At 36.3% G+C, this 20,782-nt stretch carries 28 protein-coding genes; 27 read left to right on the top strand and 1 reads right to left on the bottom strand.

Annotation, left to right across the window (positions count from 1 at the left end):
* The first annotated feature begins 83 nt into the window (after positions 1–83).
* The 19 genes from KQI42_RS09725 (at position 84) to KQI42_RS09640 (ending at position 14,320) form a co-directional block, all read left to right on the top strand.
* Complete coding sequence (locus tag KQI42_RS09725) at positions 84–3,611, top strand: phage tail tape measure protein (protein WP_216519275.1); 3,528 nt, start codon at positions 84–86, stop codon at positions 3,609–3,611.
* Complete coding sequence (locus tag KQI42_RS09720; RefSeq protein ID WP_216519273.1) at positions 3,604–3,822, top strand: tail protein X; 219 nt, start codon at positions 3,604–3,606, stop codon at positions 3,820–3,822. The genes KQI42_RS09725 and KQI42_RS09720 overlap by 8 nt, the downstream gene beginning before the upstream one ends.
* On the top strand, positions 3,815–5,113 hold the full coding sequence (locus KQI42_RS09715; protein WP_216519271.1) for a phage late control D family protein: 1,299 nt from the start codon (positions 3,815–3,817) through the stop codon (positions 5,111–5,113). Before KQI42_RS09720 ends, KQI42_RS09715 begins: the two co-directional genes overlap by 8 nt.
* A gap of 37 nt (positions 5,114–5,150) precedes the next feature.
* The gene (locus tag KQI42_RS09710) at positions 5,151–5,411 is read left to right on the top strand and encodes a hypothetical protein (protein ID WP_216519269.1); all 261 of its coding nucleotides are present in this window, start codon (positions 5,151–5,153) and stop codon (positions 5,409–5,411) included.
* A 1-nt stretch (position 5,412) separates the two neighbouring features.
* Positions 5,413–5,814, top strand: a complete 402-nt coding sequence (locus tag KQI42_RS09705; protein WP_216519266.1) for a phage tail protein — start codon at positions 5,413–5,415, stop codon at positions 5,812–5,814.
* Positions 5,815–5,819: 5 nt separating this feature from the next.
* Positions 5,820–6,146 carry a GPW/gp25 family protein gene (locus KQI42_RS09700; RefSeq protein WP_216519263.1) on the top strand — a complete coding sequence of 109 codons (327 nt, stop codon included), beginning with the start codon at positions 5,820–5,822 and terminating at the stop codon, positions 6,144–6,146.
* Positions 6,136–7,263 carry a baseplate assembly protein gene (locus tag KQI42_RS09695; RefSeq protein WP_246566340.1) on the top strand — a complete coding sequence of 376 codons (1,128 nt, stop codon included), beginning with the start codon at positions 6,136–6,138 and terminating at the stop codon, positions 7,261–7,263. Before KQI42_RS09700 ends, KQI42_RS09695 begins: the two co-directional genes overlap by 11 nt.
* Positions 7,256–8,047, top strand: coding sequence for a phage tail protein I (locus tag KQI42_RS09690; protein WP_216519262.1), 792 nt, complete (start codon positions 7,256–7,258; stop codon positions 8,045–8,047). Before KQI42_RS09695 ends, KQI42_RS09690 begins: the two co-directional genes overlap by 8 nt.
* Before the next feature lie 18 nt (positions 8,048–8,065).
* Positions 8,066–8,371 carry a hypothetical protein gene (locus KQI42_RS09685; protein WP_216519260.1) on the top strand — a complete coding sequence of 102 codons (306 nt, stop codon included), beginning with the start codon at positions 8,066–8,068 and terminating at the stop codon, positions 8,369–8,371.
* A 7-nt stretch (positions 8,372–8,378) separates the two neighbouring features.
* Positions 8,379–8,873 carry a hypothetical protein gene (locus KQI42_RS09680; protein ID WP_216519258.1) on the top strand — a complete coding sequence of 165 codons (495 nt, stop codon included), beginning with the start codon at positions 8,379–8,381 and terminating at the stop codon, positions 8,871–8,873.
* Between the two features lie 50 nt (positions 8,874–8,923).
* Positions 8,924–9,049 (top strand): hypothetical protein, encoded by a 126-nt coding sequence (locus KQI42_RS21345; protein ID WP_281420400.1) that lies wholly within the window; start codon positions 8,924–8,926, stop codon positions 9,047–9,049.
* A complete protein-coding gene (locus KQI42_RS09675) occupies positions 9,046–9,378 on the top strand; it encodes a hypothetical protein (protein ID WP_216519257.1) in 333 nt (110 codons plus the stop codon). Before KQI42_RS21345 ends, KQI42_RS09675 begins: the two co-directional genes overlap by 4 nt.
* A gap of 24 nt (positions 9,379–9,402) precedes the next feature.
* Positions 9,403–10,461, top strand: a complete 1,059-nt coding sequence (locus tag KQI42_RS09670) for a hypothetical protein (RefSeq protein WP_216519255.1) — start codon at positions 9,403–9,405, stop codon at positions 10,459–10,461.
* A gap of 82 nt (positions 10,462–10,543) precedes the next feature.
* Positions 10,544–10,897: a diversity-generating retroelement protein Avd gene (gene avd, locus KQI42_RS09665; protein ID WP_216519253.1), complete on the top strand. Its 354-nt coding sequence runs from the start codon at positions 10,544–10,546 to the stop codon at positions 10,895–10,897.
* Positions 10,898–11,238: 341 nt separating this feature from the next.
* Entirely contained in the window at positions 11,239–12,321 is a 1,083-nt protein-coding gene (locus KQI42_RS09660) for a reverse transcriptase/maturase family protein (RefSeq protein WP_216519251.1), read from the top strand.
* A gap of 2 nt (positions 12,322–12,323) precedes the next feature.
* A complete protein-coding gene (locus KQI42_RS09655) occupies positions 12,324–12,629 on the top strand; it encodes a hypothetical protein (RefSeq protein ID WP_216519249.1) in 306 nt (101 codons plus the stop codon).
* Between the two features lie 13 nt (positions 12,630–12,642).
* The gene (locus tag KQI42_RS09650; protein WP_216519247.1) at positions 12,643–12,948 is read left to right on the top strand and encodes a hypothetical protein; all 306 of its coding nucleotides are present in this window, start codon (positions 12,643–12,645) and stop codon (positions 12,946–12,948) included.
* 21 nt (positions 12,949–12,969) lie between these two features.
* Positions 12,970–13,932: an N-acetylmuramoyl-L-alanine amidase gene (locus tag KQI42_RS09645; protein WP_216519245.1), complete on the top strand. Its 963-nt coding sequence runs from the start codon at positions 12,970–12,972 to the stop codon at positions 13,930–13,932.
* Between the two features lie 13 nt (positions 13,933–13,945).
* Positions 13,946–14,320 (top strand): hypothetical protein, encoded by a 375-nt coding sequence (locus KQI42_RS09640; RefSeq protein ID WP_216519243.1) that lies wholly within the window; start codon positions 13,946–13,948, stop codon positions 14,318–14,320.
* 69 nt (positions 14,321–14,389) lie between these two features.
* Here the strand turns inward: KQI42_RS09640 and KQI42_RS09635 are convergent, their stop codons facing one another.
* Positions 14,390–14,647: a hypothetical protein gene (locus tag KQI42_RS09635; RefSeq protein WP_216519241.1), complete on the bottom strand. Its 258-nt coding sequence runs from the start codon at positions 14,645–14,647 to the stop codon at positions 14,390–14,392.
* 168 nt (positions 14,648–14,815) lie between these two features.
* Here KQI42_RS09635 and KQI42_RS09630 point away from each other — a divergent pair, with 168 nt between their 5' ends.
* The 8 genes from KQI42_RS09630 to KQI42_RS09595 all read left to right on the top strand — a co-directional run bounded on the left by KQI42_RS09630 (position 14,816) and on the right by KQI42_RS09595 (position 20,684).
* Complete coding sequence (locus KQI42_RS09630; protein WP_216519238.1) at positions 14,816–15,016, top strand: type II toxin -antitoxin system TacA 1-like antitoxin; 201 nt, start codon at positions 14,816–14,818, stop codon at positions 15,014–15,016.
* A gap of 250 nt (positions 15,017–15,266) precedes the next feature.
* The gene (mtaB, locus tag KQI42_RS09625; RefSeq protein WP_216519236.1) at positions 15,267–16,646 is read left to right on the top strand and encodes a tRNA (N(6)-L-threonylcarbamoyladenosine(37)-C(2))-methylthiotransferase MtaB; all 1,380 of its coding nucleotides are present in this window, start codon (positions 15,267–15,269) and stop codon (positions 16,644–16,646) included.
* 64 nt (positions 16,647–16,710) lie between these two features.
* A complete protein-coding gene (locus KQI42_RS09620) occupies positions 16,711–17,052 on the top strand; it encodes a histidine triad nucleotide-binding protein (RefSeq protein ID WP_216519234.1) in 342 nt (113 codons plus the stop codon).
* Between the two features lie 109 nt (positions 17,053–17,161).
* Positions 17,162–17,344, top strand: coding sequence for a 30S ribosomal protein S21 (rpsU, locus tag KQI42_RS09615; RefSeq protein ID WP_216519232.1), 183 nt, complete (start codon positions 17,162–17,164; stop codon positions 17,342–17,344).
* Positions 17,345–17,360: 16 nt separating this feature from the next.
* A complete protein-coding gene (locus KQI42_RS09610) occupies positions 17,361–17,804 on the top strand; it encodes a GatB/YqeY domain-containing protein (protein WP_216519230.1) in 444 nt (147 codons plus the stop codon).
* Positions 17,805–17,965: 161 nt separating this feature from the next.
* On the top strand, positions 17,966–19,249 hold the full coding sequence (locus KQI42_RS09605) for an NfeD family protein (protein ID WP_216519228.1): 1,284 nt from the start codon (positions 17,966–17,968) through the stop codon (positions 19,247–19,249).
* Between the two features lie 2 nt (positions 19,250–19,251).
* Positions 19,252–20,235, top strand: a complete 984-nt coding sequence (floA, locus tag KQI42_RS09600; protein WP_216519226.1) for a flotillin-like protein FloA — start codon at positions 19,252–19,254, stop codon at positions 20,233–20,235.
* A gap of 11 nt (positions 20,236–20,246) precedes the next feature.
* Entirely contained in the window at positions 20,247–20,684 is a 438-nt protein-coding gene (locus KQI42_RS09595; RefSeq protein ID WP_216519224.1) for a hypothetical protein, read from the top strand.
* Positions 20,685–20,782 lie beyond the last annotated feature (98 nt).

Here is a 20,782-nt window from a genome sequence, read left to right as displayed (position 1 = left end):
TTGAAATGACAACTACAGAGTTTGTGGCGTGGATACGTGATGTAAATGCCGCCGCAGAAGAGGACGCAAAAGGGGGTGAGTAATTGGCGGGAAGTAGAAAAGAATATGAGTTGCTCTTTAAATTAAAAGCCGCACTTGGAGGAAATTTCAACAGCACATTTCAAACAGCAATGAATACAACAAAGCAACTCCAGAACACCCTCACAAAAATAAATTCACTTTCTGGAAAGATTGATGGATATAAGAAACAATCGGAAGCTATAGAAAAAAACAAAGAAAAATTGGCAGAACTTAACGTAGAACATGAAAGACTACAACAGGAAATGAGCAAGACTGAAAAGCCATCGGAGGAATTGAGGAAGAAATTTGAACGCAATGCCCGCCAGATTGAACAGACAACTACTCGCATAAGTGAGCAAGAAAAGAAACTTGGGAAATTAGGTTCAGAGTTACGAACTGCGGGTGTAAACACTAACAATTTGGAAGCGGCAAACGGTAAACTTGCGAAAAGTTATGAAGCGGTAAAGAAAAGTCAGGAGGAACTATCAAAGATAACCGCCGCCCAACAGAAAAATGCGGAACAAATTAGAAAAACCAGAAAGGAACTACTTGGAACAGTCGGTGCTGTAACTGCCATAGGTGCGGCAATATACGCTGGACCAGTACGAACTGCGGCAGGATTTCAAGCGCAAATGTCGAAGGTTGAAGCTATTTCCGGTTCAACAAAGGAGCAAATGACACTTCTTATTGCAGAAGCCAAGAAGATGGGGGCAACAACAAAGTTTACGGCAGTTGAAGCAGGGAAAGCCCTTGAATATATGTCGATGGCAGGATGGAAAACAGGAGATATGCTTGCGGGGCTAGAAGGTGTCATGGACCTCGCGGCGGCGTCAGGCGAAGAATTGGGGATCGTATCCGACATTGTAACGGACGCATTAACAGCATTCGGGTTAAAAGCAAGTGACAGCGCCCATTTTGCGGATGTTCTCGCCGCGGCTTCAAGCAACTCAAACACGAACGTTTCATTACTAGGAGAATCATTTAAATATGCCGCGCCACTCGCTGGGGCATATGGGTTTGCTGTTGAAGATACCGCACTTGTACTTGGGTTGATGGCAAATTCGGGAATTAAAGCAAGTCAAAGTGGAACGTCGTTGCGCAGAATATTTACGGCTTTATCTAGTGACTTTAAGGTTGCGCAAGCAGATGGCGCAGAGTTCATTGTCACGACAAATAATGCAGATGGTTCAATGCGAGGACTAAAAGAGATTATAGATGATGTAAGAACAGCATTTAATGGAATGACACAGGCAGAAAAAGCCGCGGCGGAAGCAAGTCTTACGCAAACAGCACAAAGCCTTGCAATAGACCTTAAAAAAGAAAATGGAGAGCTTAAAACTCAAGCAGAACTATACGGAGAAGTAACACAGGCTATGGAAGGTTTAACAGCCGCTGGGAAAGTACAAGAAGCAGAAGCAATTGCAGGTAAAACAGCGATGGCGGGTTTACTATCCATTGTAAATTCATCGGAAGAAGATTACAATAAGTTGGCACAGGCTGTTTATAACGCAGATGGCGCCGCAAAGAAAATGGCGGAAACGATGCTTGACAATTTCGAGGGAAAAGTAATACTTGCTCAATCAGCGTTAGAAGGTTTACAAATTGCTTTAGGTGACGCATTGTTGCCAGCGCTTACGAGAGGTATGGAAAAGGTAACAGCATTCCTTACAAAGCTTACACAGTTTGCAGACGCGAATCCAGAATTAACTAGAACAATATTAAAAGTTGTCGGAGGATTAGCTACATTAAAGATTGCAACACTTGGCGCGAAGTTAGCGTTTTTGGATATGAAGCAGGGCATAAATGCAGTACAAAAGGTTTTTACGCTTTTTAAGGGCAGAACAGCGTCGGCGAGCGTTGAAGCGATGGGACTTTCAAACAGACTTACAACAGCAGGGGCAGGAATTAAAAACTATTTTGGAGGAATTAAAGGCGCGCTTGGTGGTGTAGAAAGTGCAATTGGGCAAGTATTCGGCGGCGGCAGAATTGCAACATTGTTTTCTGGAATGAGCAGGGTGTTTGGAAATGCTTTCGGTGGAATCAGCGGGAAATTAGTAACTGTATTCGGAGGAATTGGCGGCAAAATAGCGTCGATATTCGGAGGTGTAGGAAGTAAAATTGTAGCTGGACCTCTTGGAAAAATTGGAATAATGATAGCTAAACCATTTATGGGAATAGGTAAATTACTTGCACCCCTTGCGAAACTTGGCGGGGCTATTTTTGGACCATTCAGCGGTTTGTTTGGAAAAATATTCCCAGTTGTTGGGGTGGTTATGCTAATCGTATCCGCAGTTCAACTTTTACACGGACATATGGATAAAGTAAGGGAAGTTATAGAAAATGTATTCGGTAAATCGGGACTTGTGGTATTTGATAAAGTGGTTGGAGTTATAAGCAATATCGGAAATGCAATAAAGAATGTGTTTACAGATGGCGGCATTGAAGGGATGAGGAAATTCATAGATGAAACATTTGGAAATTACCCAGCATTAACAAATTTCCTAAATGGGTTTGTAACAGTATTTCAAACAATAGGAAACATTGTTGGTCAATTCATAAACTTTGTTAATACGAACGTAAAGCCGATAATTGAGGGTGTTTTTAATTTCATAGTTGGCACAGTATTACCGATGATTGCACAAAAACTTGCAGAATGGGCACCTACTATTTCCGGTATCATACAAAGTGTGTGGATGGTCATTCAAGGAGTAGCAACGGCAATAATGGGTATTATTCAATTTTTAATGCCGACAATTCAGGCTATAATTAGTACATCATTAAGTACTATTATGGGTGTTATCGGTGGGGCATTAAGTGTCATTAAAGGGATAATAGATGTTTTCATCGGTGTTTTTACAGGTAATTGGAAGCAAGCTTGGGAAGGGGTTAAAAGCATATTTAGTGGTGTTTGGGAAGCAATGAAAAGTATCATCAAAGCACCCTTAAATTTTATTATAAGTGGAGTAAATACCCTTATTCGTGGGCTTAATAAGATTCAGATACCTAACTGGGTTCCAGTTATCGGCGGCAAGGGATTATCAGTACCAGAAATACCGATGTTCGCAAAAGGAACAGAAAGTACTCCGGACACATTTATTGCAGGCGAAAAAGGTGCCGAACTTATTACAAATGCAAAAGGCAGAAAAGTGTTTACTGCCGCACAGACAGGGCAGATATTTAACAATATTAATAAGGCACGAACACAAAATAATTACAGAGAAGTTAAAGAGGTTGTTACAATTGCGCCGACATTACAAACGATCTTTTCATCTGCAAAAATGGCAGCAGTAACGACAAATGGCATGGCATTACCACAGCTTCAATACAGTACAAACACAGCAACAGACGTTCAAGCCCCAACAGTAAGAGCAGATTCAACACAGCATTCAATGAAAATTGAAATAACTAACCAGCCGATAATCCATATTGACGGAAATAAACCAGATGATTTGGAAGAAAAGTTACGCAAAAATAATCAAGAACTATTGAAACAAGTAGATGAAAGAATGAGAAAAAGAGAAGAGGACGAAAGGCGGGGAAGATATGAGTAAAACATATACAACGGTCTCCGGGGATATGTGGGATACAATAGCGTATAAAACACTGGGTGACGAAGCATATACAGATAAATTCATTAAAAATAATATACAATATCGTGATATTGTCATTTTCCCTGCGGGAATCGTGCTTGATATTCCAGATGTTGAAACGGAATTTTCGGCAAAGTTGCCGCCGTGGAAAAGGGGGCTAGCTTATGAGTGATAGCAATATGGCAAGGCGTGTTGAAATACGCCTTGAGTTTGAAGGAGTAGACATCAGTGCAGACATAAACAAATATTTACTATCTATGACGTATACGGACAATGAAGAGGATAAGACAGACGACTTACAGTTGACACTTGATGATAGGGAAGGGGTGTGGTTGGGTGATTGGTTAAACACACCTGCCCAGCCATCAGACCCACCGCCTTCAAAGGACGGCTGGAAAATAGGGGATGAAGTTAGCGTAAGTGGTAAACCGCAATATAGCAGTTATGGAAATGGAAAGCCCGGAAAAATGCTTACAAACCACAAAGGGAAGGTTAGACATTTAAATTTGAAAAAAGGTATACCATATCCGATACATGTTGACCATAAAGGGTGGTTTGCAGAAAATCAAGTGCAAAAAATAGCTGAAAAGCAAGACACAATGACACAAAGCGCTGGTGCAAAAGGGGCGATGATTCGCGCTATAATTATCCAGAAGAATTGGGATTCTACCGGAAAAGATAAAGTACTTGATTGCGGAGTGTTTGAAGTGGATAGCATTGACGGGAGTGGACCACCTGCAAAAGTAAATATAAAAGGCACTTCTATTCCTTACACATCAACAATCCGTAAACAGAAAAAAACAAAAGCATGGGAAAATATATACCTTAAATCTATTGTAGAAGAAATCGCAAATAAAAACGGTATGAAGTGCATGTTTGAATCAGCATATAATCCATACTACAATCGCCGTGAACAGGTACAGCAATCAGATATTGTGTTCTTGCAGACGCTTTGTAAAAATGCTGGCATTTCATTAAAGGTGACAGCAAAAACAATTGTGCTATTTGATGCGGCGACATATGAAGGAAAAGACGCAATAAGAACCATAAAACGTGGCGAAGCGGATGTTTTAAGTTACAGATTTTCAACGAATTTTAATGATACAGCATACAGTAGTTGCCATGTTAGCTATACAGACCCAAAAACAGGGGAAACAATAGAATACACTTATAAGCCGAGGGACGCAGATAAAAACGGTCAAGTGCTAGAAATTAACGAAAAGGTGAACAACAGAGAGGAAGCTCGCCAGCTTGCAATGAAGAGGTTAAGGCAGAAAAATAAAAGAGAATTTACGGCGGACTTTACGCTTGTCGGTGATTTGGACCTTGTGGCAGGCGTTACGGTTAATGTAGTCGGATATGGAGCATTTGACGGCAAATATATCGTTGAGAGTGCAACGCATAATTTAACAGGAGGTTATACTATAGATATTAAATTGCGTCGCGTACTGGAGGGATATTAATGGGGTAAATGAAGAATTAACAATATTAAAAAACATAGTGCGTGTTGGAACGGTAAGTTCAGTAAATACCGAAAATAGAACGGCGCGTGTGAATTTTGTAGATAAAAACAATCTTGTTTCTGGACCGCTAAAAATACTTAGAAACCCGCCATTTGTAACTGTAAAAGAAACATTAGTGATAGAAGGAGAACACGGGCATGAAGTTACTGTTTCGCCGTGGATTCCATCAGTAGGGGACTTAGTGCTTTGTATATATCTTCCTAATGGCGATGATGGGTTTGTGGTAGGAGGAATCTAACATGGCAACTATAGGCACTTTGGGAGATATAGTTTTCAGTGTATCGCGGAAAACTGCAATGACATTTGACAACATGAAATGGGATAGTTCCGTAAGATATGCCACACATGATAGGCATTTAAAAGATGTTTTGCTTGAATTTACAGGAACGGACGCGGATACAATTTCGTTTAGTATCTATTTTTCAGTGTTCTTAGGAGTTAATCCTATGCAGGAAATTACAAAACTTCTTGACGCAGAGAGGAAGGGGAAGGTTATGCGTCTTATTATAGGTAGTAAAACATATGGAAAGAACAAATGGGTCATAGAGAAAACATCAAAGGACTTGGAAAAGTTCGATAATAAGGGGAACTTACTTGTTGCGAAAGTATCTATTTCGCTAAAAGCCTATGCAGGGAGGTAATAAACATGGCGCATATAGTAACGGCATACGAAAATAAGAAAATAAATCTTGCGCCGGAAACGGTCGTTGAAGAGATTTTACAAAACATAGCAATGATTATTTCAACCCCACAATTTACCGTACCGCTTGACCGGGGCTTTGGGCTTCCCCAGCGGTTCATTGATAAGCCTTACCCCGTAGCACAGGCAATTCTTGTTTCGGAGGTACTGGACGCAATCGAACAGTACGAACCGCGGGCGGAGGTTGAAAATATATCTTTTACGCAGAGTGAAGAGGAAGCGCAAGCAGGTAAGCTCATTCCGCGGGTGGAGGTGAATATAATTGGCGGATAGTAAAAGAAATTATCCAAATATTAGTTTTGTTGATACGGATACGGAGAAGCTTGTTAACAGCCTAATAAAATCATATGAAATGTTTACAGGACGGACATTATACCCAGCAGACCCGACAAGGCTTTTTATTCTTTGGATTGCGGACATCATCGTACAAGAAAGGGTTATAATCAATGAATCCGCAAAACAAAATGTTCCGAGATATGCAGAGGGTGAATATTTAGATTCACTTGCCGAGATATTCAAGGATACGTATAGGCTTCAGGCACAAGCGGCAAAAACAACATTCCGGTTTTACTTATCAACGAAGCTGGCGACACAACAACTTGTGCCGAAGGGCACAAGGGTGACTGTTGACGGAAAAATTACATTTGAGACAATGGAAAACCTTTATATACGAGCGGGTGAACTATACGGCGATATTCCAGCAGTTTGTCAAATAGTTGGAACGATAGGAAATGGATTCGTTCCGGGGCAAATTACACAAATTGTAGACCTTTTCCCTTATTATGAAAAAGTTGAAAACATTACAACCAGCGGAGGTGGAGCAGAAACGGAGACGGACGAAGCTTTTTATAAACGTATGCGTGAGAGCATGGAAAGTTTCTCGACAGCAGGACCAATGGGAGCGTATATTTATCATGCAAAGACAGCTTCATCACAGGTTGCGGACGTTTCAGCAATATCAACAGAACGTGGCATTGTGGATGTTAGGGTACTATTAAAAGATGGAGAATTACCAAATAAGGAAGTCTTGAAAGAGGTTGAAGCGGCACTTTCCGCAGATAAGACGAGACCTCTTACAGACCTTGTTACAGTATCCGCGCCGGAGGTTGTGTCTTTTGACATTGAATTGACATACTACATTCCACAACTTGGCACAAATAGCGCGGCAATTATAGAACAAGACGTCGCGGAAGCAATTAGAGAATATACTAAGTGGCAAACAGAGAAGATGGGACGGGACATTAACCCATCTTATTTGATTTCACTTCTTATGAAAACAGGAATAAAACGAGTTGACATTGTAAGCCCTAAGTATACTCTCGTTGATGGCAATAAAGTTGCGGTACTTCAAAAGACTAACGTAATAAACGGAGGATTTGAAGATGAATAATACAATTTATGGGATTGATTTAACAAGGATGTTACCGCCAAGTTTAAAAAATGATGAAGATATGCTTGCGTTGGCTCGCGTAATAGGTGATGAATTGCAGAAAACAAGCCGCATGGCGCAACTTAATATTATTTATGCAAGAATTGATGAACTTGACGAAGCTGTACTTGACATATTGGCATATGATTTACACGTTGATTGGTACGATTATAGTTATCCAATTGAAGCTAAAAGGGCGCTGATAAAAGACAGCGTAAAAGTCCATAAAAGGCTAGGAACAAAATTTGCAGTTGAAACTGCGCTCGGAAACCTGCACCCAAACAGCCGCATTGAAGAATGGTTTCAATATGGTGGCGAGCCATTTTCTTTTCGCGTTATTTTAGATACGACGCGTTCAAGAATTGGAGCAGGATATTTTGAAATAAAAAAAGCAGTTGATTCGTATAAAAGATTAAGCGCACATATGGATGATGTCATTTATCAATGTACTGTTACACTTGTGTTGGGGATTGAAACACATGCGTTTTGCTATACGACTGGAATGACGGGAAAAGTGCTTGCGGGGACTTCGCCGCAAAGAAACATAATAGGGGCAATTGAGGAAACAGACATTGAATTACACAATGATTTGAAAGGATATAAGTTTACAAGTCCAGTCGCCGGAACTATCCCGGAACGCTCAACAATTGCAAGAATAGACAGTGGCGGCATTTCTCAAGAAGTGACAGCAGAGGGATATAAGTATAACGTTAAGCGTTGCGGCACATCCATTTGCAAAAGTTAATAAAGGAGGGTGAAAACAATGCTTACAGAAAAGGCAATGGAAGGGTTCAAAGCTTTTATAGAAAGGAACATTGCATATGCTCGTTACAAGATAGGTGGAACATATCACAGGGTATCTATACATCACAAAGAACGTCTTGCAGACGGAAAAGTCGCGGTGTATTTTTCTATTAATCCACAAGCAACAGGTAATGTAACTATAACAGAAGTACAGCTTTTCGATACAAACAATGACTTGTGGGCTTCAAAATCAGAAAACATTGAAGTTAAAAGCGTGCAAGAAGGCGTTTTATATCGCTTTGCATTTGATATTAAGGAGGTGTAAAAAAAAGATGGCTTATAAACGCACGTTTTGGCAAGACCACGTGACACAGTATGAAAACCGCTATAAAGAAATAGATAACGGCGATGGAACAGTTACCCATGAACCCGTTGAGGGCGCAGTCATTCAGCAGGGGACGGCACAAAATGGGGCTAACTTCAACAACATCGAAGAAGGAATTTTTGCCGCAAATGAAATGGGGAATGAAGCAATTAGAATGCTTCAACATCACGGACAGACATTTAAGAAATTGATAGGAGAAATTGGAGAAGTTACGTTAACAAATAGTCTTGAATACCCGTTTAACAATTCAATGACAACAATTGATCTTGTTCATAAACAGGATACGATAGATTACACTGTTGATATTGATATAAAAAACACTAGTGGTGATGTAGGACGCATTATCATAAAGGATAAGCAATTAAATGGATTCAAAATTGCATTTACCGGAAGCGCTCCGAGCGTTGCCGTGAGATATATTGTAAAAGGGGGCATTTACTGATGGCTAATATTATCATTAAATCGGAAGAACGCCGAAAGCGGGAAGCGTATGTGCTTGACAGTTTTGGCAAGAATGGGTGTGGTGTTTCATCTGACGATAGAGAAGCGGCAGAATATATTGCCGCGCGTTCACGTGAAGCGTATAAAGAACTTAAACGAATGGAGGTAAGAAGATGATTGTTATTAATAAAAATGAAGGAACAAAAATTCCATATACAATAAAAACAAGTAAGGTTACATTTGATGATGAACTAATGCTTAATCTTGAAAAATACGAGCGTGACGACCCGAATCACATTGACGTATGCCGCGATAAATTCGGCAATCTTGTTTGCGGAGTTATTCCCGGAGTTGCAGAAGTCTATGTTGCACAAATTGATATCCCGGCAAGGGAGTATGATTTTATAGCTGATGGATTGGATGAAAACGAACAACCGAAAGAAGTTCCCTTTCCTGTTCCTTTTGACATAGATAAATGCACGTTAACGCTTTGGACGTTAGTATAAATATAAAATGGAGGTGTAAAGAATATGACAAACTTTGATGATTTTAAATTATCTGTTGAAGCCCTCTCGGGAGGGAAAAACACGGTGATTCTTGATGATATTGGCATGCCATCAATTGTTGTTCCATTCCCAAAATTAAAATATTCGGATTTGATTAAAGGAGGAACAGAAGATGTGCTTCCTGCATTTATTGTTGATGGAATAGAAATTGATGTTATATATGTAAGCAAATATCAAAACATTGTTGTAAATGACCGGGCTTACAGTTTGCCATTTAAAGACCCGAAAACTTCTATTAACTTTGATACAGCTTTAAAAGTATGTAGAAATAAGGGGCTTGGTTGGCATTTGCTCTCAAATGCTTTATGGGCAACAATCCAAAACTGGTGTTATAAAAATAATACACCGCCACATGGAAATACAAATTATGGGTATGATTACAGAAATTTACACGAAAAGGGAGTTGTAACATACAAATACACTAGTGATGGGAAATTACTTGATGGAAGAACTGCAACGGGAAGTGGACCAGTAACTTGGTATCATAATTATGATAGTTCTGGAATTGCTGACCTTTGCGGGAATGTATGGGAGTGGGTTGCTGGCTTCCGTCTTGTAGATGGCGAGATTCAAGTAATCCCTAACGGTAATTGCATGAAAATAGATTGCAACATGAGCAATACGAGCACAGAATGGAAAACTATTATGATAGATGGAATACTTAAAGAGCCCGCAACACAAAAAGAATGGGAATCACTTAAATATGACATTGTAAACGGTGTTCAATTATCTACAAAAATTACGAATTCTGGTTCGTCGAGTAGACAGTTTGGTCAACTTTCCGTGGCAAGTGACATAAAAATTCCACAGATATTAGAAGGATTAGGGCTTTTTCCTGTTTCTGATTATACTTACGGAGACGGGCATTTATATGTTGATAATCGTGGCGAGCGTTTGCCATTGCGCGGAGCGGGATGGTACGGCATGTCGGACGCAGGTGTCGCGGCGTTGAACTTGAATTACTCGCGTGCGTATTCCGGTAGCCACATTGGCTTCCGCGCCGCTTTTTATGAAAAACTGTAAACTGTAAACTGATAAACTGAAAGGCGGGTGATAACCCGCCTTTATTTTAAAAGTATTTAAATACAATTTGCGGGGGTGGACAATGGAAGAATTTAAAATAAAAGAGAAAATATACGACATGATTCTTTACGGAAGTCCAGCATTAACACAATTCCCAAAAGTTGAAAAATATGCACTTGCAGGTGACATTAGAAAATCAATGTACCGAATGCTTATGCTTGCTGTGACGATTGAAAAAAAGTATTACAAGAAAACCACGTTGCAGGAATTAGATATTGAACTTGATATATTAAGACATTTAATAAGACTTGCCGCGGATAAAAAATTATACCCGAATCAAAAACCATGTTTGCCGTTCAAAAAATATGAGTATTGGGCAAAACTTATTGATGAAATTGGAAGAATGATTGGGGGATATATGAAGTCTGTAAAATAAAGATTTTTATATATGGGGGATGAATCGTATAGATTCGCGTTTGCCATTGCGCGGAGCGAGATGGAACAACATGTCGAACGCAGGTGTCGCGGCGTTGAACTTGAATAACTCGCGTGCGAATTCCAGTAACAACATTGGCTTCCGCGCCGCTCTACCTTCTTTAGCCAGAAGGTGTGCACATACGTGTGCACATCCAGTGCATAGGTTAAAGGGGTTCATTTCCCTTTCTGTTATATATAACGGAAAAAAGATTGAATTGCTGTGGAAGCAGTTAGTAAACAAAAATAGTTGAAGAGTGCTACACATCAGCGAAATCAATAATTAAAAGACAAGGGGGAGCGATGAAAACAATTAAAAATATATACCCAAAAATTTATGATTTTGAAAATCTATATCAAGCTTATGAAATTGCTAGAAAAGGCAAAAGGTTTAGGGATGAAGTTTTAACATTCAGTAGTAACCTTGAATCAAACTTGATTGAAATTCAAAACCACCTTATTTATGGAACGTATGAGGTGGGGAAGTATCGGCAGTTTTACGTTTATGAGCCTAAAAAGCGGCTGATTATGGCATTGCCCTTTCGCGACCGTGTTGTACAATGGGCTATTTATAAACAGCTTTTTCCTATCTTTGACAAGCAATTTATATTTGATTCTTACGCTTGCCGTGAAGGGAAAGGGACACACGCCGCCGCGGATAGGTTGCAGTATTGGTTGCGACAAACGGAGAGGAAACCGGAACGATATTATTATTTAAAACTTGATATTTCAAAATACTTTTACAGGGTAGACCATGACATATTAATTAACATATTAAAAAGGAAGATTCACGATGACCGATTGATTGACTTACTTTCAATTATCATAAATTGTGAAGATACAAAATTCGGGTTACCCGCAGGAATTGACCCGGATATGTGTACCGAAGATGAAAGGCTTTTGGATGTAGGTATGCCAATAGGGAATTTAACTTCACAGATGTTTGCGAATCTTTATCTCAATGAGCTTGACCAATATGTAAAGCATGAATTGAGATTACATTATTACATTCGCTATATGGATGATGTTATTATTTTACATCCGGATAAAAAGTACCTTGCGGCAGTAAAGGACGAAATAGAAACATTTTTGAATAATAAATTGCATTTACAGTTAAACAATAAAACTGCAATTCGTCCCTGTAGTATGGGAATTGACTTTGTAGGGTTTAGAATTTGGGCAACACATAGGAAACTAAAGAAAAAAACAGCGAAGAAAATAAAAGCTCGCGTTAAGCATTTAATTAAAGCGAAAGCCCGTGGGCAAATAACGGAAGAATCATTCAAAGGAAGCATTGCGTCTTATAAAGGTATTTTGAAGCATTGCAATAGTTACGGATTCCGACAGTCATTAAATGAATTATTTAAAAATAAAAGGAGTGAATAGAAGTGGCAGACATTTCAATAATGGCAAGTATTTTAGGTATTCTTGGGACGGCGTGTGCAATAATATTTGGATATATTGCTTTTTCGAGAAATAAGAAGCAAGACGATAATAAAGAAGGTAAACAAAATGGCACTATATTAACCGAAATAGGCTATATAAAATCTGGTGTTGATGATATTAAAAGAAAACAAGAGAAGCAGGACTTACAACATATTGAAGTAATATCACGTCTTTCATGCGTAGAAGCTTCTGCAAAACAAGCCCATAAAAGAATTGACCGCATTGAGGGGGAAATGGATAAAGAGTAAAAGGAGGGAGAAAATGAGTAAAGACACATCAAAGCACAGAAAAGGGATAAATAAAGGAAAGAAAAAGAAATTTGAGTTTTCAAAGACTATTCTTTTACTTGTGCTTTCAACTTATTTTGTAGGTGTTTTCGTAGGTGTAAAAATTGTTTTTATTGATTTTTCGCAATTAGGGGTTGTACTTGCGTTTATTGGCACACCGACAGCCGCCGCAATAGCCTTTTATTGCTGGAAAGCAAAGGCAGAAAATATTTTGAAAATCAAACAGGAGAATCCGGAAATTTCGGGTTCTCCTTTAGATTTTAATGACATTTCACAATAACAAGTAAGGAGGTTGTTTTTAATGAATATCACAAAGAAGAATTCGCCAAACAAATATAATGGAAGGAATGGTTGGAAACCAGATATGATTGTTTGCCACATTACAGAAGGTTCATACAATGGGGCGATATCATGGCTATGCAATCCAGCGTCAAAAGCTTCCGCACACTATGTAGTAGCTAAAGATGGGAGGGTAACGCAACTTGTAGACCTAAGAGACGGCGCATGGTGCAATGGCACAAGTACAAATCCAACAAGCAACGTTTATTATGGGAAATCAACACTAAAGGCAGTAAGGGACAGAAAGACCAATGCAAACTATTATACTATATCAATTGAACATGAGGGCAGATGGGCAGAAAACAAAGGTAAACTTACAGACGCGCAGAAAGTGGCAACTATTGAATTGATAAAGCACATTAAAAGAGAAGTCGAAACCATATTCGGGATAGATATGCCAATAGACAGAGCGCATATTGTAGGGCATTACGAAGTAAGTCCAATAAGTAAACCGAATTGTCCGGGAGGAAACTTTCAGTTTGACGAAATTATAAGAGCAGTATGCGGTGGCATAGTTACACCTAGTACACCACCACAGATAAATGGAAATTTTAAAGTCGGTGACGATGTGACAGTAAAAAGGACCGCCACAAAATACGCAACTGGTCAAAACATTGCTGAATTTGTGAAAGGCAGCCAATATACTATAAAAGAACTTAAAGAGGACAGAGCATTACTATCTAACATTATGAGTTGGGTATATTTGAAGGACGTTGAAGTGGAAGCGAGTTCAGCACCTATATTAAAAGAAGGTTCAAAAGTCAAAATAATTGGAAGCACATACGCAACTGGTCAAACAATCCCGGGATGGGTAAAGAATGGAACTCATACAGTTTCAAAAATTTCGGGTGAAAAAATATTGCTTGGTGCGAATGGTGGAATAAATAGTTATGTATTTAAAAAGGACCTTACAATTATTGGATAGGAGGAATAAAAAAATGGCTATATTTAATTTTTTGATTTCAAACTGGGACAGTGTTCTTGTTGTTGTAGGCTTCATTATCCTTGTTGCTGTACTTATTAAGAGAGGTGAAAAGAAAATCTTAAACAACATTCTTTATAGGTTAGTAACGCAAGCAGAACGTGAATTTGGAGCGGGAACAGGTGAACTTAAATTTGCAGTTGTATCAGACTGGGTTTATGAGCGTCTACCAGCTATATTGAGAATTCTTTTTACAGCGAAGGACATAGATAAAATGATTGAAACGGCACTTGAAGAAGCAAAAAAGAAGTGGGAAAGAAACCAAATCTTACAAATGTATATTGACGGAGAAACACCAGTCCCGGCTACATTGTCAATGAGAACAAAATAATGATATAATGTAAAAGACCCACTAGGATTATAAATATTCCAGTGGGTTTTTTACATTTTAGTGATAACACTATTCTTTATAAGCTGGTCGTTTTATTAAAAATTCTGTTTCGTTTTCTTCATTTAATATACCGTAATATTCATCAGTTCTTGTAAATACGTAAGTTTTTCCGAAAATAAATCTTAAAGCGGCTTTAGCTGTTTCCCATTTCTTGAAAAATTCTTGCGCAGTATCCCAATCGTTTATAGATAAATAATAATCAAGGCATTGTGCAATTTCGTATATTTCGCAATAAAACGCACTTTCTAAAAATCTTTTCATTGTCATTTCTATTACCTCCATTTATTTATTAGTTTTCCGGACCTCTTATTTACATTATATACTCACGTGAGTATATAGTCAAGAGGAAATACGAAAAATAATTTAAAAAATATATACTTGCGTGAGATAAAGGAAGTTGGTATAATCAGTACATAAAGAAAGGACGGTGCGAAAATGAGCGAGAAGAAAGGAACATCGGCAACGCGAGCAAAGAATAAATATAACGCCAAAAATTATGATAGATTGTATCCATATGTAAAGAAAGGTAGAAAAGCAGTCTATGAAGAAGCCGCACAAAAATCCGGAATGACGCTTAATGAATTTATGATTACAGCAATTGAAGAAAAAGTTCAAAAAGTATTAGAAGAGGAGTAGAAGTGTTCAAAATATGTAAACATACTTGTACGAGATAAATTCAAATGGTATAATTTAAAAGAAATTTTAAGAATAAAATCCGAAAAACCAAAGATAATACTGATGAGTAATAAAATGATAATGTAATTTAAAAAAGGTAGCAATGACGGGAAAAGAGCCCGTCTATATTTTTGGATATTTAAAAAATATGGGATTTATACTTTGGTAGCGGATGTTAATAATATTTGATTTTAGGAGGAAAGCTACCGTAATGGGAGAAAATAAAAATAGAAAAACAAAACTAAACCTTGATAATAACGAGGTTTCTAGCAAAGATAAGAGCAAAAAAACCGTATGCATATTAACTTTGGGTTGTAAAGTTAATCAATATGAGACTGAAGCTATGGAAGAAATGTTTCAAAAAAACGAATATGCAATAGTAAGAGGAGAAGATACAGCAGATGTTTATGTAATAAATACTTGTACTGTAACCAATTTATCTGATAGAAAATCAAGACAATTTATTCGACGAGCAAAAAAATTAAACAAGGATTCTATAATGGCAGTAGTAGGATGTTATTCTCAAGTTGCTCCGCAGGAAGTAGAAAAAATTCAAGGAGTAGATGTAATTATAGGTACTACTGATAGACATAAAATAGTAGAATTATGTGAAGAGGCTAAAAAAAGAAATCAGAGAATAAATATAGTAAAAAGCATAAAAAGTCATAAGGAATTTGAAAATATAAATATAGATAATATAAAATCTAAAACTAGAGCCTATATAAAAATCCAAGATGGATGTAATCAATTTTGTAGTTATTGCATAATACCTTATGCAAGAGGGCCTATTAGAAGCAGATCTTTAGAAAATATTATAAGAGAGGCAGAAAAACTCTCTAAGGCCGGTTTTAAAGAAGTTGTTCTTACAGGAATTCATGTAGCATCTTATGGAAAAGATATAGGAGGAATTACTTTACTTGATGTTATAGAAAAGGTAAATCAGGTAGAGGGAATAGAAAGGATTAGATTAAGTTCTATAGAGCCTACATTAATTAATGAAAACTTTATGAAAACCATAGTGGATTTAGGAAAGGTATGTGATCACTTTCATTTATCTTTACAAAGTGGCAGTGATTCAGTATTGAAAAGAATGAACAGAAAGTACACTACAAAAGAATATAGAGATATAGTCAATCTAATTAGACACTACATGCCAAACGCAGGTATTACAACTGATATTATTGTAGGATTTCCTGGTGAAACAGAAGAAGAGTTTAATGAAACCTATGAATTTATAAAAGAAATTGGATTTTCTAGAATACATGTATTTAAATATTCACCTAGAAAAGGTACTCCAGCTAGTGGATATAAAGATCAAGTAGACGGTACTATTAAGCATATACGAAGCGAAAAACTTATTAAACTAGGTGAAGATCTAATGATGAAGTTTAATTCTACATTCCTTGGTTCTTCATTAAATGTTTTATTCGAAGAAGAGAGTAAAGACCAACCCACTTTTTTAGAGGGATATACAACTAACTACATTAGAGTGAAAGCTGAAGTTAGTAAGGATTTAGAAGGTAAAATAATACCCTTAGAAATAATAGACGCAAAAGAAGAAATTTTAATAGGAAAAATAAAGGATTTTTAAATTTTTTGTAGAATAAATATTTGTAGAATAAATAATTATATAATTATGAAGAGGAGGTGAAAGGGTGTCTGATTGTCTATTTTGTAAAATTATTAATGGTGAGATACCAAGTACTTTAATTTATGAAGATGAGAAAGTAATAGCTTTTAAGGACATAAGCCCACAGTCTCCTGTCCATTTCTTAGTTATTCCTAAAGAACATATAGAATCGGCAGATTTTATTGATAAGAATAAAGTACCTTTAATAGGTCATATATTTTATGTAGCAAGTAAAATAGCCAAAGAACAAGGACTTGAATGTGGATATAGAGTGGTTAATAATTGTGGAAATCATGGAGGACAAACCGTAAACCATATTCATTTTCATGTGCTAGGTGGAAGGCAAATGATGTGGCCTCCAGGTTAAAAACTAGTTGAAAAAAATTTTATTATAATGTATAATAATCTAGTGTCGTAATCCTTTATCATAGATAGTATGGGAGGACTCTTGCAATAGAGAGGGGAGGGAGAAGTAGATGTCAGAAATTAAGGTTGGAGAAAACGAATCTCTTGACAATGCGTTGAAAAGATTCAAAAGACAATGTGCTCGTTCAGGAGTTTTATCTGAATATAGAAAAAGAGAACACTATGAAAAACCTAGTGTAAAACGTAAAAAGAAATCTGAAGCGGCTAGAAGGAAAAAGCACGCTAAGTACTAATCGAGAAGGTGAATTTATGTCCCTTAAAGAAAAACTTATGGAGGATTTAAAAGACTCCATGAAAAGTAAAGATATTATCAAGAAAAATACTATCACTATGATTAGAGCAGCTATTAAACAAAAAGAAGTTGATGAAAGAAAAGAAGTATTAGAAGAAGAAATATTAGAAATAATAGCTAAGCAATTAAAAGAAAAAAGGACTGCCATTGAGGATTTTAAAAAAGGCGAGCGGCAAGATCTTATTGACTTAACAGAAAAAGAAATTCAAATTCTTTTAGAATATTTACCAAAACAACTTTCTGAAGAGGAAGTTGAAAAAATAGTTATTGAAACCGTTAAAGAAATTAATGCTACATCCATTAAAGATATTGGATTAGTAATGAAAGCTGTAATGCCAAAAGTAAAGGGTAAAACTGATGGCAATATGGTGAATAAAGTTGTTAGAAAAGTATTAAGTTAACCTGGGTTATTTAACCCAGGTTTTTTATAACTTATAGAACGGTAACAGGTTTATTATTAAAACTGAATTGATTCAAATAATTATTACTTTTTATTATTATTGCTATAATAAATGGGTAGTTATATAATAATATGTAATATAATGTTATAGGGGGTGTAAAAATGAAAAAGTTGAGGATATCTTTATTAATATTTTTAATTGTTTTTATTTTATCAAATTTAGTATTTGCAGAAACGAAAGAAGAAGTTTATGTAATACCTATTAAAGGAGAAATAAACAGGGCAACCTATAACTTTTTAAATGATACATTAAATAAATTAACGAAGAAAAATGTTCAAGGAATTATATTTGAAATTGATACCTATGGTGGACTAATAGACCAAGCAGAAAAGATAAAAAATTTGATAGTTTCTCTAAATGTTCCAACCATCTCTTATGTAAATAATAAGGCAGAATCTGCGGGAGTTTTAATTACTATTGCTAGTGAAAAAATAGTTATGTCACCTACTGCAACTATTGGTTCTGCTGAAACAATACCAAATACTGAGAAAGTTCTTTCGATGTGGAGAAGTTTTTTAAGGGATACAGCTCAATATAGAGGAAGAGATTCTGATATAATTGAAGCTATGGCAGATAAGGATATGTATATAGAAGGAGTTTCAGAAATAGGGAAATTAGTTAATTTAACATCAAAAGAAGCTATGGAACATGGTATTGCAGATTTTATTTCTGATGATTATAAGGAAATTATTGCATATTTTGACATAGAAAATACTAATATAGTTAAGGTAGAAGAAGGTCTTCAAATAAAATTAGCAAAGTATATTTCAAATCCATATGTAAGTAGCTTGCTGCTAACACTAGGATTTGTAGGGTTAATAGTAGAAATTTTAACTCCAGGATTTGGAATTGGAGGCACTATAAGTATTATTGGTTTTGGTTTATATTTTGGAGGAAATATACTTGCTGGAAATTCTAATTGGACTTCTTTGGCTTTATTTGTAACAGGTCTTATTTTATTAGTAATTGAAGGAATGGTTCCAGGGTTTGGTTTGCCAGGAATTAGTGGAATAATTTTAGTTTTGGCAGGTACTATATTAGCAATGGAATCTTTATCTACCGCTATATTATCTTTAAGTGTGGCTATAATAATTACTACAATAGCTACCATAATATTACTAAAACTAGGATTTAGAAGTAAAATTTTCAATAAGATAATACTTACTACACATCAAAAAGATGAAAAAGGATATTTAAGTGTAGATTCAAAAGATGAATATTTAGATAAAGAAGGACTTACAGTTTCAGAACTTCGCCCTACAGGGTTTATTGAAATAGATGGAAAGCGATTAGATGCTTTATCCGAAGAAGGATTTATACCAAGGGATATTCCTATTAAAGTAGCTAGGGTAGAAGGATCAAAAATATTTGTTAGGAGGTTATAATTATGGGTGGTTTTGGTTTCACAATTGCAATAGCTGTACTTATTATTATCCTTGTAATGCTTTTCTTTACATTTATTCCTGTAGGATTATGGGTAACAGCTTTTTTCTCTGGAGTAAAGATTAAAATTTCTACATTGATAGGTATGAGACTTAGAAGAGTAGTACCAAATAGAATTGTAAATCCAATGATTAAGGCAACAAAAGCAGGTCTTACAATTAACGTAGATGAATTAGAAGCTCATTATCTAGCAGGAGGTAATGTAAATACTTTAGTAGATGCTTTAATTGCTGCACAAAGAGCTAATATACCATTAGAATTTGAAAGAGCTGCAGCTATAGATTTAGCTGGTAGAAATGTATTAGAAGCAGTCCAAGTAAGCGTTAATCCTAAAGTGATAGAAACACCACAAATAGCTGCTGTAGCAAAAGATGGTATTGAAGTTGTAGCTAAAGCAAGAGTAACAGTAAGAGCTAATATTGAAAGGCTAGTTGGGGGAGCAGGAGAAGAAACTATAATAGCTAGAGTTGGTGAAGGTATAGTAACTACAGTTGGTAGTTCAAGTTCTCATAAAGATGTTTTGGAAAATCCAGATAGTATATCTAAAACAGTTTTAAATAAAGGTCTAGATTCAGGCACTGCATTTGAAATATTATCCATAGATATTGCTGACGTAGATGTTGGAAGAAATATTGGTGCTAAGTTACAGACAGATCAAGCGGAAGCAGACAAACGTATAGCAGAAGCAAAAGCTGAAGAAAGAAGAGCAATGGCTGTGGCTAAGGAACAAGAGATGAAAGCTGAAGTTCAAGCCATGAGAGCTAAGGTAGTAGAGGCAGAATCAGAAGTTCCTTTGGCTTTATCAAGTGCTTTAAGAGAAGGAAAAATTGGAGTTATGGATTATTATAATATGAGAAATGTTTTAGCAGATACCGATATGAGAAGTGCCATATCAAAGATAGCTGATGATGATAAGAAACAAAAATAGGATGTGATAAAATGCGCAGCCCTTTAATATTTTTTATATTTATAATTGTTATAGACTTATTGCTTAAAAGCTCAAAAGATAAGAAAAAGATTGATGAAGCTAGAAGAAAAAGAATACAAGAATTAGAAAAACAACCTAGACCTAATAAAGGTGTTATAACAGTTTTAAAAGATGAAATGCAAAAAGAGACACAAAAAAGACAGAGAAAACAGAACACTAATAAAGCTAAACAAGAAGTAGTAGTTCAAGAGAAAGTAATAGATAGAGAATTAGACTGGGATGATTCGTTTTGGGAAGCAAAGAGAAATGAAAGAAAACACCATGAAGAAGAAGTTGCAAATTCTACTGGATATAATAAGGAAGTTCGAGAAGATATTTTAAGAGGTATAATATTTTCTGAAATACTTTCAGAACCTAAAAGTATTAAAAATCAGAGAAGAAGCATGTAATGTGCCATACATGCTTCTTTTCTTTTGTCTAATTTTATCAAAACCTTAGTTGACAATTAAAGATTATAATATATACTGAGGTTTATAGAGATTTAAAT

Origin of the sequence: Tissierella simiarum (assembly GCF_018917865.1) — a bacterium.
GTDB classification, from domain to species: Bacteria; Bacillota; Clostridia; order Tissierellales; family Tissierellaceae; genus Tissierella_C; species Tissierella_C simiarum.
This window is presented reverse-complemented; position numbering and strand designations above follow the sequence as displayed.

Excerpts from the sequence above, each read along its gene's own strand:
- KQI42_RS09720 (WP_216519273.1), top strand. The coding sequence starts at position 3,604 with ATGAGTAAAACATATACAACGGTCTCCGGGGATATGTGGGATACAATA.
- KQI42_RS09715 (WP_216519271.1), top strand. The coding sequence starts at position 3,815 with ATGAGTGATAGCAATATGGCAAGGCGTGTTGAAATACGCCTTGAGTTT.
- KQI42_RS09705 (WP_216519266.1), top strand. The coding sequence starts at position 5,413 with ATGGCAACTATAGGCACTTTGGGAGATATAGTTTTCAGTGTATCGCGG.
- KQI42_RS09700 (WP_216519263.1), top strand. The coding sequence starts at position 5,820 with ATGGCGCATATAGTAACGGCATACGAAAATAAGAAAATAAATCTTGCG.
- KQI42_RS09690 (WP_216519262.1), top strand. The coding sequence starts at position 7,256 with ATGAATAATACAATTTATGGGATTGATTTAACAAGGATGTTACCGCCA.
- KQI42_RS09685 (WP_216519260.1), top strand. The coding sequence starts at position 8,066 with ATGCTTACAGAAAAGGCAATGGAAGGGTTCAAAGCTTTTATAGAAAGG.
- KQI42_RS09680 (WP_216519258.1), top strand. The coding sequence starts at position 8,379 with ATGGCTTATAAACGCACGTTTTGGCAAGACCACGTGACACAGTATGAA.
- KQI42_RS09675 (WP_216519257.1), top strand. The coding sequence starts at position 9,046 with ATGATTGTTATTAATAAAAATGAAGGAACAAAAATTCCATATACAATA.
- KQI42_RS09670 (WP_216519255.1), top strand. The coding sequence starts at position 9,403 with ATGACAAACTTTGATGATTTTAAATTATCTGTTGAAGCCCTCTCGGGA.
- avd (WP_216519253.1), top strand. The coding sequence starts at position 10,544 with ATGGAAGAATTTAAAATAAAAGAGAAAATATACGACATGATTCTTTAC.
- KQI42_RS09660 (WP_216519251.1), top strand. The coding sequence starts at position 11,239 with ATGAAAACAATTAAAAATATATACCCAAAAATTTATGATTTTGAAAAT.
- KQI42_RS09650 (WP_216519247.1), top strand. The coding sequence starts at position 12,643 with ATGAGTAAAGACACATCAAAGCACAGAAAAGGGATAAATAAAGGAAAG.
- KQI42_RS09645 (WP_216519245.1), top strand. The coding sequence starts at position 12,970 with ATGAATATCACAAAGAAGAATTCGCCAAACAAATATAATGGAAGGAAT.
- KQI42_RS09640 (WP_216519243.1), top strand. The coding sequence starts at position 13,946 with ATGGCTATATTTAATTTTTTGATTTCAAACTGGGACAGTGTTCTTGTT.
- KQI42_RS09635 (WP_216519241.1), bottom strand. The coding sequence starts at position 14,647 with ATGACAATGAAAAGATTTTTAGAAAGTGCGTTTTATTGCGAAATATAC.
- KQI42_RS09630 (WP_216519238.1), top strand. The coding sequence starts at position 14,816 with ATGAGCGAGAAGAAAGGAACATCGGCAACGCGAGCAAAGAATAAATAT.
- mtaB (WP_216519236.1), top strand. The coding sequence starts at position 15,267 with ATGGGAGAAAATAAAAATAGAAAAACAAAACTAAACCTTGATAATAAC.
- rpsU (WP_216519232.1), top strand. The coding sequence starts at position 17,162 with ATGTCAGAAATTAAGGTTGGAGAAAACGAATCTCTTGACAATGCGTTG.
- KQI42_RS09610 (WP_216519230.1), top strand. The coding sequence starts at position 17,361 with ATGTCCCTTAAAGAAAAACTTATGGAGGATTTAAAAGACTCCATGAAA.
- KQI42_RS09605 (WP_216519228.1), top strand. The coding sequence starts at position 17,966 with ATGAAAAAGTTGAGGATATCTTTATTAATATTTTTAATTGTTTTTATT.
- floA (WP_216519226.1), top strand. The coding sequence starts at position 19,252 with ATGGGTGGTTTTGGTTTCACAATTGCAATAGCTGTACTTATTATTATC.
- KQI42_RS09595 (WP_216519224.1), top strand. The coding sequence starts at position 20,247 with ATGCGCAGCCCTTTAATATTTTTTATATTTATAATTGTTATAGACTTA.